Source organism: Marinobacter sp. UBA3604, from assembly GCF_002375325.1.
Classification (GTDB): Bacteria; Pseudomonadota; Gammaproteobacteria; order Pseudomonadales; family Oleiphilaceae; genus Marinobacter; species Marinobacter salarius.
Genome location: NZ_DFMB01000041.1, coordinates 26056 through 42872 on the forward strand (window position 1 = coordinate 26056; position 16817 = coordinate 42872).

At 56.9% G+C, this 16817-nt stretch carries 13 protein-coding genes; 10 read left to right on the top strand and 3 right to left on the bottom strand.

Features of this window, described 5'->3' with window-relative positions; genetic code table 11:
• Window positions 1–338 precede the first annotated feature (338 nt).
• From B2590_RS11860 to tpiA, 9 genes are all read left to right on the top strand, one after another.
• The gene (locus tag B2590_RS11860) at window positions 339–1436 is read left to right on the top strand and encodes an ABC transporter ATP-binding protein (RefSeq protein ID WP_126812285.1); all 1098 of its coding nucleotides are present in this window, start codon (window positions 339–341) and stop codon (window positions 1434–1436) included.
• Entirely contained in the window at window positions 1436–2539 is a 1104-nt protein-coding gene (locus B2590_RS11865) for an ABC transporter ATP-binding protein (protein ID WP_041335501.1), read from the top strand. The genes B2590_RS11860 and B2590_RS11865 overlap by 1 nt, the downstream gene beginning before the upstream one ends.
• Window positions 2536–3402, top strand: a complete 867-nt coding sequence (locus B2590_RS11870) for a carbohydrate ABC transporter permease (RefSeq protein ID WP_036205138.1) — start codon at window positions 2536–2538, stop codon at window positions 3400–3402. The genes B2590_RS11865 and B2590_RS11870 overlap by 4 nt, the downstream gene beginning before the upstream one ends.
• Before the next feature lie 10 nt (window positions 3403–3412).
• Window positions 3413–4219: a carbohydrate ABC transporter permease gene (locus B2590_RS11875; RefSeq protein WP_007155503.1), complete on the top strand. Its 807-nt coding sequence runs from the start codon at window positions 3413–3415 to the stop codon at window positions 4217–4219.
• A gap of 11 nt (window positions 4220–4230) precedes the next feature.
• The gene (locus tag B2590_RS11880) at window positions 4231–4506 is read left to right on the top strand and encodes a DUF2160 domain-containing protein (RefSeq protein ID WP_041335498.1); all 276 of its coding nucleotides are present in this window, start codon (window positions 4231–4233) and stop codon (window positions 4504–4506) included.
• A gap of 259 nt (window positions 4507–4765) precedes the next feature.
• Window positions 4766–6514 (top strand): extracellular solute-binding protein, encoded by a 1749-nt coding sequence (locus B2590_RS11885; RefSeq protein WP_286810257.1) that lies wholly within the window; start codon window positions 4766–4768, stop codon window positions 6512–6514.
• 270 nt (window positions 6515–6784) lie between these two features.
• On the top strand, window positions 6785–8791 hold the full coding sequence (locus tag B2590_RS11890; RefSeq protein WP_286810258.1) for a methyl-accepting chemotaxis protein: 2007 nt from the start codon (window positions 6785–6787) through the stop codon (window positions 8789–8791).
• A 172-nt stretch (window positions 8792–8963) separates the two neighbouring features.
• Complete coding sequence (gene eno, locus B2590_RS11895; protein WP_036205147.1) at window positions 8964–10265, top strand: phosphopyruvate hydratase; 1302 nt, start codon at window positions 8964–8966, stop codon at window positions 10263–10265.
• A 33-nt stretch (window positions 10266–10298) separates the two neighbouring features.
• Window positions 10299–11087, top strand: coding sequence for a triose-phosphate isomerase (tpiA, locus tag B2590_RS11900; RefSeq protein ID WP_085680147.1), 789 nt, complete (start codon window positions 10299–10301; stop codon window positions 11085–11087).
• Here the strand turns inward: tpiA and B2590_RS11905 are convergent.
• The 3 genes from B2590_RS11905 to B2590_RS11915 form a co-directional block, all read right to left on the bottom strand.
• Window positions 11084–12334 carry a substrate-binding protein gene (locus B2590_RS11905; RefSeq protein WP_091641391.1) on the bottom strand — a complete coding sequence of 417 codons (1251 nt, stop codon included), beginning with the start codon at window positions 12332–12334 and terminating at the stop codon, window positions 11084–11086. The two genes, tpiA and B2590_RS11905, sit on opposite strands and share 4 nt — an antisense overlap.
• 166 nt (window positions 12335–12500) lie before the next feature.
• The gene (locus B2590_RS11910; protein WP_286810259.1) at window positions 12501–13388 is read right to left on the bottom strand and encodes an aldo/keto reductase; all 888 of its coding nucleotides are present in this window, start codon (window positions 13386–13388) and stop codon (window positions 12501–12503) included.
• A 2-nt stretch (window positions 13389–13390) separates the two neighbouring features.
• On the bottom strand, window positions 13391–15214 hold the full coding sequence (locus tag B2590_RS11915) for an alpha-amylase (RefSeq protein ID WP_286810260.1): 1824 nt from the start codon (window positions 15212–15214) through the stop codon (window positions 13391–13393).
• 262 nt (window positions 15215–15476) lie between these two features.
• On the opposite strand from B2590_RS11915, the gene malE reads away from it, so the two are divergent.
• Window positions 15477–16676, top strand: a complete 1200-nt coding sequence (malE, locus tag B2590_RS11920) for a maltose/maltodextrin ABC transporter substrate-binding protein MalE (RefSeq protein ID WP_085680153.1) — start codon at window positions 15477–15479, stop codon at window positions 16674–16676.
• Window positions 16677–16817: the final 141 nt, after the last annotated feature.

Sequence of the window (16817 nt, forward strand, 5' to 3'; positions counted from 1 at the left end):
GCGAATCCTCCGCGTTCCTGAAGTTCGTTTTGTTTTTTCGCACCCCGCCAGGGTGGCCCGAGGCCGCGAATCTGTTCGCCACGATGTTCAATAATGTGCTCATTGGTTGTTCAGGTCAATGTTCAAACTGAACAAAAAGTTTGATAGCGAACATTTCTGTTTTCAATAAAGAAATTTTCTAGAAATTTAATGACAATAAAAACAATGATCTACGCATTTTCTCGTGGTTTCCACCTACATTGGTATGCTCATTGCCTTTATGTATTCGAAATCGAATTCTCGCCGGTCGCCTGCGGTGACGGCGGATAACGTGCCACAAGAACAACAAAGGAAAGCCTATGTCCTTAACGCTGGAGAACCTCTCCCGTGTCGTGGATGGAGTCGATTACATCCGCGACGCGAACATCACGTTTGAGGCAGGTTCGTTCAACGTTCTGCTCGGGCGTACATTGGCCGGCAAAACCTCGTTGATGCGGCTGATGGCCGGGCTGGACAAGCCCGATGACGGCCGCCTCATCTACAACGGCAACGATGTCACCGGGCAAAGCGTTCAACAACGCAATGTCTCAATGATCTATCAGCAGTTCATCAACTATCCCAACCTCACGGTGTACGAAAACATCGCCTCGCCCCTGCGTCTGGCCAAGATGAAGGAGAGTGAGATTGACCGGCGGGTCAAGGAAACCGCGAACATGCTGCAGATTGACCCCTTGCTGAAGCGGTATCCGCTGGAGCTTTCAGGGGGGCAACAGCAGCGCACGGCGATGGCCAGGGCCCTGGTCAAGGACGCAACCCTGATCCTGTTTGACGAACCGCTGGTGAACCTCGACTACAAACTGCGGGAAGAGTTGCGCGCTGAGTTGCGGGAACTGTTCCGCGAACGCCAGTGCATTGCCGTATACGCCACCACCGAAGCCAACGAGGCGCTGGCGTTGGGAGGTGTCACCACGCTCCTGAACGAGGGACGGATCGTTCAGAGCGGCCCGGTAATGGACGTTTACCGTAACCCAGTGAACACCCTGGCGGCACAACTGTTCAGTGAGCCCCCCATGAATATGATCAAGGGTCGGGTCACCGCCACGGAAGTGACCTTCGACGAATACTCCCATCATGCGTTGACCCAGGAACTCGCACGGCTCGAACCCGGCGATTACTGGTTTGGTATCCGCCCGAGTCACATCGGACTGGTCCCCAACAATGAGGATGATCTCGAGATGTCGATGGAGGTTGAGCTCAGTGAAATCAGTGGCTCCGAAACCTTCATGCACGTGCGCAATCGGTACTTCGAGATGGTGATGCAGTTGATGGGCGTACACCAGTACCACACGGGTTCGCCCATCAAGATCTACCTGCCCATCAACAAACTGTTCGTATTCGATAAAGACGAAAGCCTGGTGCACACACCGGCACAGGTCGTCACAGGAGGGTCGGTCTGATGGCTGAAATTCATTTGAAGTCCCTGGCTCACAGTTACAGCGACACTCCTGCCGGGCCCGATGACTACGCGATCCGTCAACTGGACCATGTCTGGGAGAAGGGTGGGGCGTATGCATTGCTCGGTCCGTCCGGCTGCGGCAAGAGTACGATGCTGAACATCATTTCGGGTTTGCTCCAGCCCTCCGAGGGCGACGTACTGTTCGATGGCAAGCGGGTGAACGAGCTGTCCCCGAGGGACCGGAACATTGCCCAGGTTTTCCAGTTCCCCGTGATCTATGACTCGATGACCGTGTACCAGAACCTGGCATTTCCGCTCAAGAACACCGGCGTGCCGTCGTCCCAGATCAAGGCCAAGGTGCATGAGATCGCGGAGATCCTGGAGATTGAGAGCGAGCTGCAGAAAAAGGCCAAGAACCTGTCCGCGGACCAGAAACAGAAGGTTTCCATGGGTAGAGGCCTGGTTCGGGGCGATGTGTCCGCCATCCTGTTCGATGAACCGCTGACGGTTATCGATCCCCAGCTCAAGTGGAAGCTGCGCCGCAAGCTCAAGCAGATTCACGAACAGTTCGATATCACCATGGTGTACGTCACCCACGACCAGCTTGAGGCGTCCACTTTCGCCGACAAAATCGCGGTGATGTATGGCGGTCAGATTGTTCAGTTTGGCACCCCAACGGAGCTCTTCGAACAGCCCAACCACACATTTGTGGGGTATTTTATCGGTAGCCCCGGCATGAATCTGATTGAGGTTCAGCGTTGCCCACGCGGGGTCTGCTTCGGCAGCACGGTTGTCCCGCTGAGTGTTCAACACGTCGAGCTGTTGCAGCGCCTGCAGTCCAACAATCTCAAGATCGGTATTCGCCCGGAGTTTATCCAGGCGTCCGATATGCCGGCGGACGATACGTTTGAGGCCGAGGTGTTGGATGTCGAGGACCTCGGCACTTACAAGGTCATGACAGTCAAGCTGGATTTCGAAACGTTGAAGGTTCGGCTGACGGAAGACCAGCACTTTGCAGTTGGCGGCCAGGTTCAGCTCAGCTTTCCGGAAAAGTGGCTGAAGCTTTACGTGGACGAGTTTCTGGTAGAGGAGAAGGACCAATGAATAAGGTTCCCAATAATCGTGCCTGGTGGCTCGTACTGCCAGTTTTCATACTTGTAGCGTTTTCAGCCCTGATACCGCTGATGACCGTTGTGAATTATTCGGTCCAGGATATCTTTGGCCCGGGTAACGCCTATTACGTTGGTACCGAGTGGTTTCGCGAAGTGCTTGCTGACGAGCGGCTGAGAGAATCCCTGCTCAGGCAGTTCCTGTTTTCCGGCGCTGTGCTGGCGATCCAGATCCCCCTCGGGATCGGGGTTGCGCTGATGATGCCAAAATCCGGTATCAAGGCCTCTCTGTGCCTGATCCTTCTGGCCATTCCGTTGCTGATTCCCTGGAACGTGGTCGGGACCATCTGGCAGATCTTCGGCCGTGGTGACATCGGCCTGTTTGGCTGGGGCCTGAATGCGCTGGGGCTGGATTACAACTATACCGGCGACACGGTGGATGCCTGGCTGACGGTGCTGCTGATGGACGTATGGCACTGGACACCCCTGGTGGCTCTTCTCTGCTACTCCGGCTTGCGTGCCATTCCCGAAGCCTTCTATCAGGCTGCCGAAATTGACCGTGCCTCCAAGTGGGCCGTGTTCCGCTATATCCAGTTACCGCGCCTGAAAAGTGTGCTGGTGATTGCGGTACTGCTGCGGTTCATGGACAGCTTCATGATCTACACCGAGCCCTTTGTTCTCACCGGTGGCGGGCCAGGCAGCTCAACAACCTTCCTGAGCCAGACACTCACCACCATGGCGATTGGCCAGTTTGATATCGGCCGGGCAGCGGCGTTCTCGTTGATCTATTTCCTGATCGTGCTGCTGGTGTCCTGGGTGTTCTTTACCGCCATAACTCACCTCGACAAAGAAAAATAAGGAGAGAGTGATGAACTATTCACGTTCCAAGGGCTTCGGGATGACACTGTTTATCGTGCTCCTGCTGACTCCGATCTACTGGCTCCTGAACATGTCGTTCAAGACCAACCAGGAAATTCTCGGTGGCCTGACGTTGTGGCCGCAGAATTTCACCCTGGCCAACTACGCTGTGATTTTCTCGGATTCAAGTTGGTACTCGGGTTACATCAACTCGATGATCTACGTGTCCATGAACATGACCATCACACTGCTGGTGGCCTTGCCGGCCGCCTACGCGTTCAGCCGATACAAGTTCGTGGGAGACAAGCACCTGTTTTTCTGGCTGCTGAGTAACCGCATGGCACCGCCGGCTGTTTTTCTACTGCCGTTCTTCCAGCTCTATTCGTCAGTAGGGTTGTTTGATACCCACATTGCAGTGGCGCTTGCTCACTGTCTGTTCAATGTGCCGCTGGCGGTCTGGATTCTCGAAGGTTTCATGTCGGGTGTGCCGCGCGAGTACGATGAGATGGCCTATATTGATGGCTACAGCTTCCCCAAGTTTTTCGTGAAGATCTTCCTGCCGATGATTCGGTCTGGCATTGGCGTCGCCGCGTTCTTTGCGTTCATGTTCTCCTGGGTGGAATTGTTGCTCGCCCGAACATTGACCTCCGTGGATGCGCAGCCCATTGGCGCAATCATGACCCGAACGGTCGGGGCAAGCGGCATTGACTGGGGTGTGCTGGCGGCTGCCGGTGTGCTCACTATTATTCCCGGCGTGCTGGTGGTCTGGTTTGTTCGCAACCACATCGCCAAAGGCTTCGCACTGGGTCGGGTATAAGGAGAGAACTCATGATTGAATGGATGAACTGGACACCAACGGTTGCGATTTTCTTTGCGGTGATTGCCTGTATCTTGCTGGTGATGACGGTTTACGAAGTGGTGTCGCCGTGCACGGAGCGAAAAGGGTTTCTGCCGATTTCGACAACCCGGGGAGATCGTCTTTTCATTGGTCTGCTATCGGCGGCCTATATCCATCTTGCGTTCCTGGCGGTCAGCGACATTACTCTTTGGGTAGCGTTGGTGGTGTCAGTGGCGTGGCTCCTGGTGCTGTTGCGCTGGGGGTGATGGGAAACGGTGCCAGTGGAAGGCGCTTTTGATTTTCGTTTGCCAGGGAGGCCCGAAAAAAATCTTATGATTTATCGCTCAAAACGGTTGTAAAAATTTCTATAACGAACTATTTTCTTCTTAATGATCGGAATCGAACATCCCTATTCGGCTCCGTTTCCAGGAATAGCGGCAATAACGCTATAGAGGGAAAGCCGGAACGCACTGACACTCGCTGTCGCGTTTCGAACAAACCAAAACAAGACGAACGAGGTTGGATATGTTCAAGAACAATAAATATCCGAAAACCCTCCTTCTGAGCGCTGCGATTGGCTCGGTGGGATTGGGGCTCAGTTTTCAGGCCAGTGCAGATCAGTATTCTGATGCCGCCAAGAAGTGGGTGAATGAGGCATTCAAGAATTCGACTCTGACGAAAGAAGAGCAGATGAAGGAGATGGAGTGGTTCATCCAGGCTGCCGAGCAGTTCCGGGGCATGGACATCAACGTCGTCTCGGAAACCATTGCCACTCACGAATACGAATCCAAGGTACTCGCTGAGGCATTCAGCGAAATCACCGGGATCAATCTGACCCACACGCTGATCCAGGAAGGCGATGTTATCGAGAAGCTGCAGACACAGATGCAGTCCGGCCGGAACATCTACGACGGCTGGGTCAACGACTCTGACCTGATCGGTACCCACTTCCGCTACGGCAAGGTCATGCCTGTTGAGGACATCATGAACGGTGAAGGCAAGGATCTGACCCTGCCGACCCTGGATCTGGACGATTTTATCGGTCTGGACTTCACCACCGGCCCTGATGGCAAGCTCTACCAATTGCCTGACCAACAGTTTGCCAACCTTTACTGGTTCCGCGCTGACTGGTTCGAGCGCGAAGACCTGAAAAAGCAGTTCATGGATATCTACGGCTATGAGCTGGGCGTCCCAGTGAACTGGTCCGCTTATGAGGACATTGCCGAGTTCTTCTCCGTACACGTGAAGGAAATTGATGGTAAGCGTGTCTACGGCCACATGGACTACGGCAAGAAAGACCCGTCACTGGGCTGGCGTTTCACGGATGCCTGGTTCTCCATGGCTGGCGCCGGCGACAAGGGCCTTCCGAACGGCCTGCCTGTTGACGAGTGGGGCATCCGGGTGGATGAGTGCCACCCTGTTGGTGCCAGCGTAAGCCGCGGCGGTGCAACCAATGGACCGGCTGCTGTGTACGCAACCACCAAGTATGTTGACTGGCTGGAAAAATACGCACCGCCGGAAGCGCCGGGTATGACGTTCTCTGAAGCTGGTCCCGTGCCCGCTCAGGGCGCTGTTGCCCAGCAGATCTTCTGGTACACCGCCTTTACTGCCAGCATGATCGAAGACGGCCTGCCGGTGGTTAACGAAGACGGCACCCCGAAGTGGCGTATGGCACCCTCTCCCCGTGGACCCTACTGGGAAGAGGGCATGAAGCTGGGCTATCAGGACGTGGGTTCCTGGACCTTCATGAAGTCCACTCCGGAGAAACGTCGCCTGGCGGCCTGGTTGTACGCCCAGTTTACGGTGTCCAAGACCGTATCCCTGGAAAAAACAATCGCTGGCCTGACGCCGATCCGCGAGTCTGACATCAACTCGGATGCCATGACCGAATTGGCGCCCAAGCTCGGTGGTCTTGTGGAGTTCTATCGCAGCCCGGCCCGCGTTCAGTGGTCGCCGACGGGTACCAACGTACCGGATTATCCGAAGCTGGCTCAGCTGTGGTGGCAATACATCGCCCAGGCTGCAAGTGGTGAAGCAACGCCACAGAAAGCCCTGGATGGTTTGGCTGAAGCCCAGGACCGTGTCATGGAGCGTCTTGAACGCGCCAGTGTCCAGGAAACCTGTGGTCCTAAGCTGAACGAGCCGCGTGATCCCCAGTACTGGCTGGATCAGCCGGGTGCGCCCAAGCCGAAGCTGGACAACGAAAAGCCGCAAGGCAAAACCGTCCGCTACGAAGAGCTTCTGAAAACCTGGGAACAGGCTCGCGAAAGCTGATTTCCGAGTCAGTTCCAGTGATCTCTCAGAAAATCACTTACCTGTAGTGTCCTGCCGTTGTCCCGAGTCTCCTGGGGCAGCGGCAGATCTTACACCGTCAGGTCGGTGGGTCTTGGCCGGTTGCTTTCATACCCCCCCTTACTAGCATTTCAGGCGTTCCCCCGTGTTTAGCGGGTTGACCCTGCCGGCCCTTTTTCCACCTTTTCGTACCTGATTTTTCCTTTTCAGATTCCGGGCCTGTCCAGGGCTGGCAGTAGGGGTTGATAGGGCATGAGAAAAATATCAGTTATCCATCGTCTATACCTGGGCTTCGGTTTGCTGTGTGTGATCATTGCGGGCTGGGGGCTGTTCAACGGCACTATGATGACGTCCATTTCCGAGGGCACGTCGGAGGTAAAGGAGAGAATCTTCCCGTTCCAGCGCTCCGTGCAGGCGGTCGAGGCATCGACCAGTGGCAGTGGCATGGCGGTTATATCGCTCGCCAGGTTAGGGGATAGTCAGGAGCTGGAAGCCCGCTACGGAAGGCTGACAAGCCAGATAACGGCGCTGGATGAACAAGTCGCATCGCTTGCCGTCGAGGCCGGCGACATCCAATTACTGAACGGGTTCGAAGAGCTTGCCCAGCAGTACAGGGAGGCGCTTGAGGCGCTTCAGCAACGAGCCACCAGGCTCCAGGAACACCAGGCGGACGTCATCAGGGTCTCTGAATCGGTGAACCGTGATTTGTCCGACTTTCTGGCTAAAGCCTCGGAAATGAAACAGTTGTTGCTTCGCGAAGCATCGGCACCGGCCGGGTCCGATATTTACCTGAAGGACCTCCTCATGACGGTCATGGGGAACCTGTCCAATATCGAATTGTTGATCATGCAGTTGGTCAGTACCGAGGATGCGGAACGGCTGAAAGCCGTGGTGGAAAACCTGCGATTCAACACCGTGACGGTTGAGCAGGATATTGAGGCCATCATTGGAGAAATCGCCTCGCTGGAGTCACTTGCTCCAATCGCCAACGAATTTTTTGAGTCGGTCAACAGTGAAACCGGCATTGTCAGCCAGTATTACGATTACCGCAGCAACCTGCTGGCGGTGAACAGCACGGTCGCCGACATTGAGGCCGGGCTCGATAATCTCAACAGCCATATCGACCAGATGGTCACGGCAGCCGGGGAGGCTGCTGTACAGACCGTCGACAATCTTGATGCCACGGCACGCTTCTCGGAACAGTTGGTGTATTACCTGGTCCCGCTGATCCTGTTTATCGCCGTTGTGATATCTGTGTGGTTGGGTCGGCTGATCAGTATCCCCTTGCGTGCCACCGTCAATCACCTCTCGGCAATGGCGGGCGGTGACTACAGTCGCGAACTGACGTTCCGCGCCAATGGTGAGTTTATTGAACTGAAAGAGTCTGCCAACAAACTCGCAGCGGCCATGCGCGAGGTGTTGAGCAGCCTGCAGAAAGCCGGCGGTGAAATTACCGGGGTGGCCGCGTCCAATGCGGATTTTTCCCACGATCTCAGCCAGCGTATTCGGGGCCAGTCCGATGATCTGAATTCAATCGCCACTGCCATGACGCAAATGGAGGCGTCCTGCCATCATGTGGCGGAAGCTGTGAGAGATACTCATCAACTGGTGGAGTCGGTGAACAGCCGGGTGGATGAAAGTAAGGCGACGGCTAACGCAAATATGGAGTGCGTGAACGAACTTGAGGAGCAGGTTCAGCAAACCTCCGGGAAACTGAAGAAGCTGGAGAGTGCATCCCACGATATCGGGCGCATCACCGAATCCATCGATGAAATCGCCAACCAGACCAACCTGCTGGCGCTCAATGCCGCCATCGAATCCGCCAGGGCCGGCGAGTTCGGCCGCGGGTTCGCGGTGGTGGCCGACGAGGTCAGGCAGCTTGCCCAGAAGACCACCAGCAGTACGGAAACCATTCGTGGTCTGGTCAACCGTCTCCAGGGGGACGCGGCGGAGGCCGTGAGTTCCATGGCTGACAGCTTCCAGCGCCTGGAGTCGGTCAAGTCCCTGATTACCGATGCCTCAAAAGGCGTTGAAACCATTCGGGAAGCGGTTGATCAGATTCGCAATAGTGCGGAACACGTTCGCACTGGTATGGACGAGCAGGAAGATGTGAGCCGTTCTGTGTCGCGTAATGTCACCGAGATCAGTGAATCCTCATCGGAAAACCTGGCAGAGATTGAGCAATTGGTAGCCACCAGCGATCAGCTCAAGGCGTCGATGAGTGATATTGAAGCGTTGATCGGGCGATTCCGGGTGTAGTCGAAACCGTTTGAAGTTCCTATTGGGGTTTTCCATATAACAAAATCATATGGAATTGTGTTCTTTTTCGCTTGTGAATGTTCGTAAACGAATATTACAATCGAGTGAACTGTTCGATAGTGCACCTATGTGTGCGGAAACAAAAACAACACGAGCAAGTAGGTTAATGATTATGGAGCGTATTCAGTCCGTATTCGCCCGGGAAATTCTGGATTCCCGCGGTTTTCCCACAGTGGAAGTGGATGTTGAGTTGGGAAACGGCGTGGTCGGACGCGGTCGGGCGCCGTCGGGCGCCTCCACCGGTTCCAGGGAGGCCCTGGAAAAAAGGGACGGTGATCCTGATCGGTACAATGGCAAGGGTGTGCTGGGGGCTGTCGAAGCGGTTAACCGGCACATCGCACCAGCGATTGAAAACCGGGTGGTGTTTGACCAGTTGGTGATTGATCGGCTGATGCGCCACCTGGACGGCACCGATAACAAGTCCGGTTTTGGTGCAAACGGCATTCTCGCCGTGTCCCTGGCGGTTGCCGATGCCGCCGCCAACTTTCGACAGCAACCGCTGTACCGCTATCTGGCAGAACTCTATGGTTGCTCCGGTCCGTGTGTGTTGCCGGTACCCATGATGAATATCATCAACGGCGGTGCCCATGCAGACAATACCGTTGATCTTCAGGAATTCATGATCCAGCCGGTCGGAGCGCCCAGCTATAGCGAGGCATTGCGAATGGGTGTTGAAACCTTCCATGCACTGAAATCACTGCTGACCGAGAAAGGCCTTTCCACCGCCATTGGTGACGAAGGCGGTTTCGCGCCGGATCTGCGCTCCAGCGAAGAGGCGTTGGATCTTATCCTGGAAGCGGTCGTCAGGGCGGGTTATCGGCCGGGCACGGATATCGTGCTGGCTCTGGACTGTGCCGCGTCCGAGTTCTATCGCGATGGCCGCTACGAGTTGTCCGGAGCCGGAGCAAGCTTTGACTCCGCCGGCTTTGCCGATTATCTGCTGTCGCTGGCGATGCAGTACCCCATCGCGTCCATCGAGGACGGTATGGATGAGGACGACTGGGATGGCTGGAAGCTGCTGACCGAAAAGCTGGGGGAACGGGTGCAACTGGTAGGGGATGACCTGTTCGTGACCAATGCGTCACTGATCGCGGATGGCGTGCGGAAGGACATCGCCAATTCGGTTCTGATCAAGTTCAACCAGATAGGCACCCTCACCGAAACCTTTGAAGCTATTGGAACGGCACAGGATGCTGGCTACACCGCGGTTATATCCCATCGCAGTGGTGAAACCGAGGATACGTTTATTGCCGATCTGGCAGTGGCAACCAGAGCAGGTCAGATCAAGACCGGTTCCCTCTGCCGCTCTGACCGTGTCGCCAAGTATAACCGGTTGCTTCGTATCGAGCAGGACCTTGGCGCCCACGCTTTCTATCCCGGTGTTGGAGCCATTCGCTGTGCCCTGGATACCTGACACGTCGATACGAGGAATCACAGGAGACAAACCATGAGAAAACCCATTCTGATTGCGAACTGGAAAATGAACGGCAGCCTGCACTCCAACCAGGCGTTGCTTGTGCGGATGCTGGCAAAGCTCCGCCCCTTTCGCAAAACCATTGATATGGCCATTTGCCCGCCGTTTCCCTATCTGTTCCAGGTGCGGGACCTGCTCGGGTACACCGGCATTGCACTCGGGGCGCAGAATGCCAGCCGTGCGACGTCCGGTGCACACACCGGGGAAGTAAGCGCCACCATGTTGCATGAAATGGGGTGCCGTTACGTATTGGTCGGGCATTCGGAGCGACGCGCGCTTTACCACGAGTCCGACGATGATGTTGCTGCCCGGTTTCAGCAGGTGCTCTCAGCTGGGCTGATACCGGTGATGTGTGTTGGCGAAACGTTGGAAGAGCGGGAGCAGGGGTGGACGATGAAGGTCGTTCAGCGACAGCTGCAGACGGTGATTGACCAATGCGGCATGTCCGGCCTGGCTGGCAGCATCGTTGCCTATGAACCGGTCTGGGCTATTGGCACCGGCAGGACCGCTACCCCGGAGCAGGTGGCGGACACCCACCGGGCTATCCGCCAGTTTCTGGAGAACTGTGAGACAGGCGCAGGGCAGTCCGTGCGCATTGTTTATGGTGGCAGTGTGAAAGCGGCCAACGCGGTGGCTCTGTTCTCGTCACCCGAAGTGGATGGCGGCCTGATCGGCGGGGCGTCCCTGCAGGCGGACGAGTTTTCGAACATTGGCGCGGCGCTGGCAAACACGGTTAACCCTGTGACATCGACGCTCACCTAGAGGTTGAGCGGCTGTCCGGCTTCCTTGCGTCTGGCTTCCCATTCCTGCCGGGTCTGGGCGGCCTCATCGCCGGGCATGGAGTCGATGATCTCGAAGTAGTCAGCCGAGTACTCGTCTTCCATGATCTGATTGCGGGGCTTAACCCTCACAACGTAGACCGTCTGGATGTTCTGGTGGTCGAAGTCGCGCCAGTACTGCTCGTCCTTCAGGAAAGTGTACCGGTGGCCTTCCAGGGCTCGAATAAGCTGGCGTGTGTCCGTGGTACCGGTCCTTTCCACGGCATCCTTGTACTGGTAGACGATGCTGTAGGCAGAGGCCGCCGCGGTGGAGGGGCGCATCTCGTAGCGGCTTGAGAAGGCCTCTACGAATTCCTTACCGCGGGCGTAGTTGTACTGGTAGGGAACGCTCCACACCCAGGGCGATCCGCCAACGACCCCTTCCATAATGGTCGGGCCTACCTGGCGGGCCATGCCGAGCGTGAGGTTGGGTACCACCACCTGCATTTTCTTCGTCAAACCCATTTCGTAGGCGACGTTCAGCGCACGCACCATGTCGTCGCCAAACAACACCATCATCAGGACCTTCGCGCCACTTTGTTCCGCCTGTTCCAGAGCCTGGCGAAAATCCGTAATTAACGCGCGAGGGAAGGGTGTCTTAACGCCCTTGTGAGCGTCGGTGTTTTCGGTATTGGTGAATTTCCGGACCGATTTCTCTACCGACCAGCCCCAGGTGTAGTCTGCCGTGATGTAAAAGTATTCGTCGCCGGCATGCTGGGTATTGAGATATTGGCTCAGTACCTTCGCCGTCATCCAGGCATTATAGGGTTCGCGAAACATGTGACTGTGGCCGGCGGCGCCGGTGGTGGCGTTGGAGTAGGTCAGGGTTCCGAAGTAGATGCGGTTTCGGTCCCTTGCTGCTCTGCCGGAGGCAATGGCTACTGCGCTGGAAACGCCACCGAATACCATTTGCACCCCTTCGCGGTCGATCAGCTCAGCGGTGTTTTTGGCGCCCTTGTCCGGTTCGCCGGAGGTGTTGCGTATCACCAGTTCCACTTCGCGGCCCATGATGCCGCCGGCCTTGTTGATTTCATCGACGGCCAGGAAGGCGCCCAGGCGTTGTTGCAGACCCTGGTCCTTGTAGCGGCCGGTCTGGGGGTAGTTGAGCCCGATTTTCAGGGTTTCCGCTGCAACGGGAGCCGTCGCCAGCAGGGTCAGTAACAAAGAGAGAAGCAGCTTCTTGCAGAGCATTGGCACAGGCCTCCTTGGTCGCGCCGGGCCGGTAACGCGGGCCCTGATATTGTTGTTGTGGATCAGGACCAGTGTCGCGGCTGTCTGCAAAAGCAACAATCGGACGAAGGTGGAAGTTGTGTAACGAATTGTCAGGCGTTGACGGACGTCACAACGCACTTCCGGGTCAGGCAACTGCGGTATTGCGAACCGATTCCAGAAGCCGATACCAGAGGCCCCGTGGCATAGGGCTTCGAGCGCCATTGAGCGCTGAGTGAATGCGCTCGGGGTTCATGGAGCCCAGCACGGGTATAGGCGTTCCGGGAATCTGTCGTAACCAGGCGATAGCCAGGCCGGTGTCATCCAGACCGGTTTCTTCCCGAGCCTCTCCCATCAGCTCTGCCGGGATTCGGTCCGCCAGGCCACCGCCACCCAGCGGAGACCACGCCAACCAGCGCAGTCCATCCGCAAGATGAGCTTCAAGGGTGCCATCGAACAACGGATCGGTGTGGAGCAGGGATAACTGGCTTTGATTGCACACCAGCGGTAGCTCGGTGTTCCGGGCCAGCCATCGCCATTGCTCGGGCAGGAAGTTGGAGACGCCGATCTGGCGAATCTTACCCGCGGACACCGCCGCTTCCAGCACTCGCGCGACGTCCTCGGCCTGCATCAACGGGTCAGGACGGTGAATCAGAAAGGTGTCAATCTGTTCTACCGCCAGTGAGGCGATGGCCTTGTTGATCGCGTTTTCCACATAATCTGCTTCGGCCCGGTAGTGTTTTACCCGCCACTGCGAGGTGTCCCGGTCGGCCGGTACGATGCCGGTTTTGGTGATCACCTGCAGGTTTTGGGCTAGGGCCGGGTGAGCACGTAATGCATCCCCGAACAGCCGTTCACACTCGCCACCACCGTAGATGTCGGCATGATCGAACACGTTCAGGCCGTCATCCAGCCGCGCGGCAATCCAGTCCGCAAGCCGGGCCGGTTGCGTGAGGCTGGGATGGTCATGGAGCCGCATCATTCCCAGAATCAGGGGTGTTTCCGGTGTGAATCCTGCTGTTTGGGTGTTTTGCACGATTACTCCTTGCCGAAGGCGATCACCACCCGGTCGTCGCCGTGGGTTCTTGAAAAGACGTAGGGTTTGGTACTGAGTTGTTTGTGTTCCCCGGCACCAATTGCCGGGTGACGTGCCCGGAACTGGCCCAGCTTTGTCCAGTGGGACAGGACCGGCTGTGCCGTGCCATTTTCGATGTCGGCCCAGTTCATGTCTGAACGGGTGCCCTGGTGGCCGTCAGAACCCGTGGGCCCGAAAGCGCGGCCGGATTCGTCTCCGTAGAATATCTGACTGGTGCCCGGTGTAAACAGCAAGGCGGCGGCGGCCCGTTTCTGCATCGCCGGTTTGTTGTCGGCAATGCGGCTGAAAAGCTGGGTGTCATGGGATGAGATATAGCTCATGACGTTGAAGGGGGTGTCGCCGTGCATCTTGTCGGAATACTCGCTGTAGATGGGCTCCATGGCGGGCAGGCAAGCTGCACCGGCCTGGGCTTCCTCCTGCAGGTCAAAGTTGATGACGGCGTCGAATCCGGCATCAAAGTAGCTGCTTCGGGTCACTGTATGGGGGAATACCTCCGCGACCATCCAGAACTCTTCCGCTGGCAACGGCTGGCCGGGATTATTGGCGCGATAGGTGTCGAGTGCATCCTGAGCTTTGGTTTTCAGTTGTTTCCAGGCTTCCGGCTCCACGTGCTTGGCGGTGTCCACCCGGAAACCATCGACACCGAACTCGCGCACCCAATCGGTTAGCCAGGTGACCAGATAATCCCGGGCGGTGGCGTCTTCAAGCTGTGTGGCACGGGTGTTTTCCTTGTCCTGCAGGAAAATGGGCAGGTCCACCGCTTTATCGGATTCCGTCTTGAAATCCGGCAGGAAGGCGAGGGAGCCCCGTACCGGATCGAGGGAGGCTTTGGGCGGCGTGTCGTAGTCGCCGATGCCGGCGCGAACCCAGTCCTTGCCCCACCAGTTGGCCCAGCCCGGATGATCGTAGTCGATCAGCGCATGGTAGGCGTGAAAATTCTCCCAGGATTCCGGTCGCCAGTCGCCCCATTGTTCGGGCAGGTGCTTTTCGAAGCCTTCGCGTAGCCCGCCAACGTTGAAGGTCTGCATATCCTGAAGGGTGGCGTAGCCTGGGTGGTTCATAACCACGTCCATAACCACGCGGATGCCGCGGGCATGGGCTTCTTCCACCAGGGTGCGGAATTCCTCGCGGGTGCCGAAGTTGGCGTCAGGGCGGGTGAAGTCCAGAGCGTAATAGCCATGGTACCCATAGTGTTGGAAGTCCCCCTGGTCACCACCGCCAACCCAGCCATGAATCTGTTCGAAGGGTGGGGTGACCCAGACAGCGTTGACGCCGAGATCCTTCAGGTAGTCCAGCTTCTGTGTCAGGCCAGCAAAGTCCCCGCCGTGGAAGGTGCCGATTTCATCCATGCCGTCGGGCTTGCGACCGTAGTTCAGGTCGTTGTCGGTGCGGCCATTGGCAAAGCGATCTGTCACGGTAAAGTAGACGGTTGCGCCCGCCCAGGTGAAGCTCTGCTCCGGAGCGTCCACGGCTTCCAGCAGTAACAGGCCTTCGGCGTCCGGGGCCGGGGTGAGGGTGACCTGGCCATTTGTCACCTGTGCCTTGTTGCCACTGTAGTAGTCTCGCACCCAGTCGCCGTCTTTGAAGGCATTGCCGACGGTAACGGTCATCTCTGCCTGGGTGGCGGTGCACATCCCTCTGGTTGAAACTGCGCGGTTGTCCGAGGGTGGGGCGGCTGTCTCGAACTGGCCACCGGCGCAGCCGGCAAGCGAGAGGCACGTCACAAGGCTGGCGGTAAACCTGATTTTTTTCGGGGTCTGGCTCATGCAATGGGCTCCGGTTCCATTTATTGTTGTGGTTATCCAATCAAACCAGACCTGAACGGTGGGTGGTAGACGGAATTCACTACGCCTCACTACTCCCCCGTTCTACGCCTCAGGGAATGAAATCAGGGCTGATGCCAGCAACAGCAAATTGCAACACAGTTCGGTTACTCGCAATAAAAAGATTTGCGTTCAGCCCGCCCGGCCAACCTCGTGTCAGGGCGGACAACAAGAATAAGGCAGGAACAAGCAGAGGAAACACCTGATGAATCGTCGAACTTTTATCCGTAGTTCACTCGCAGCTTCCATTGTTGCAGCAACATTTGGCATGTCCGCACCGGCTCACGCCGAGATCGAGGAAGGCAAGCTCCTGGTCTGGATCAATGGCGACAAAGGCTATGATGGCCTGCAGGAAGTGGGTGACTGGTTTACCGAGGAAACCGGCATCCCCGTTGAAGTGGCTCATCCAGACAGCGCCACTGACAAGTTCCAGCAATCCGCCGCCACGGGCAATGGCCCGGACATCTTTATCTGGGCCCATGACCGTTTCGGCGAATGGGCGCAAAGCGGCATCATTTCCGAGGTCAAGCCGTCACAGCGTGTTATCGGTGAGAACTTCGATTTCACCTGGGATGCTGTGACCGTCGATGGCAAGATGTACGGTTACCCCATGGCCGTCGAGTCCATTGGTCTGATCTATAACAAGGATCTGGTGCCCGAGCCGCCAACCGCCTTCGAGGACATTCCCGCCATTCACAAACAACTGGCGGAAGATGGCAAGCGCGCCATCCTCTGGGACTACAACAACACCTATTTCACCTGGCCAATGATTGCCGCGGCCGGCGGCTATATTTTCGCCCAGAACGAAGACGGCAGCTATGACGTCAAGGACACTGGCGTGAACAACGAAGGTGCCATGAAGGGCGCCAACATGCTCACAACCCTGATTGAAGAAGGCGTGATGCCTCGCGGTGCGGATTACAGCGCCATGGAGTCCAGCTTCAACAAGGGCGAAACCGCAATGATGATCAACGGCCCATGGGCCTGGGGTAACCTGGAGAAGAGCGACATTGACTTTGGCGTTGCCAAGTTGCCCACCGTCGATGGCCAGCCCAGCAAACCCATGGTTGGCGTGATGGCGGCGACTCTCAATACGGCCAGCCCCAATAAGGACCTGGCGGTAGAGTTCCTTGAGAACTACGCGCTGTCCGTCAAAGGCCTGAAAATGGTGAACAACGATGTTCCCCTGGGAGCCGTGGCCAACAAGGAATTTATGGACGAACTGTCGTCCAACCCGAATATTGCGGCGACGTTTGAAAACGCCCAGTTGGGTGAACCCATGCCGAGTGTGCCTGCCATGGGCGCTTTCTGGTCCTCCATGGGGCCGGCTCTGCAGAACATCACATCTGGAAGACAGCCCGTTGAGGACGCCCTGAACTCAGCAGCACAGCGCATTACCCGGTAATGCCCCTGATGGGAGTGCCGTCGGCCGCCGTGCCGATGGTTCTCCCAGCCGTGCTGACCTGTTGTTGTAAACCTGCCCTCGCCAGACGTTGGCGACGGCTTTAAACGGGCTGACTACAATGATAACGGAAACCCTGTCCTC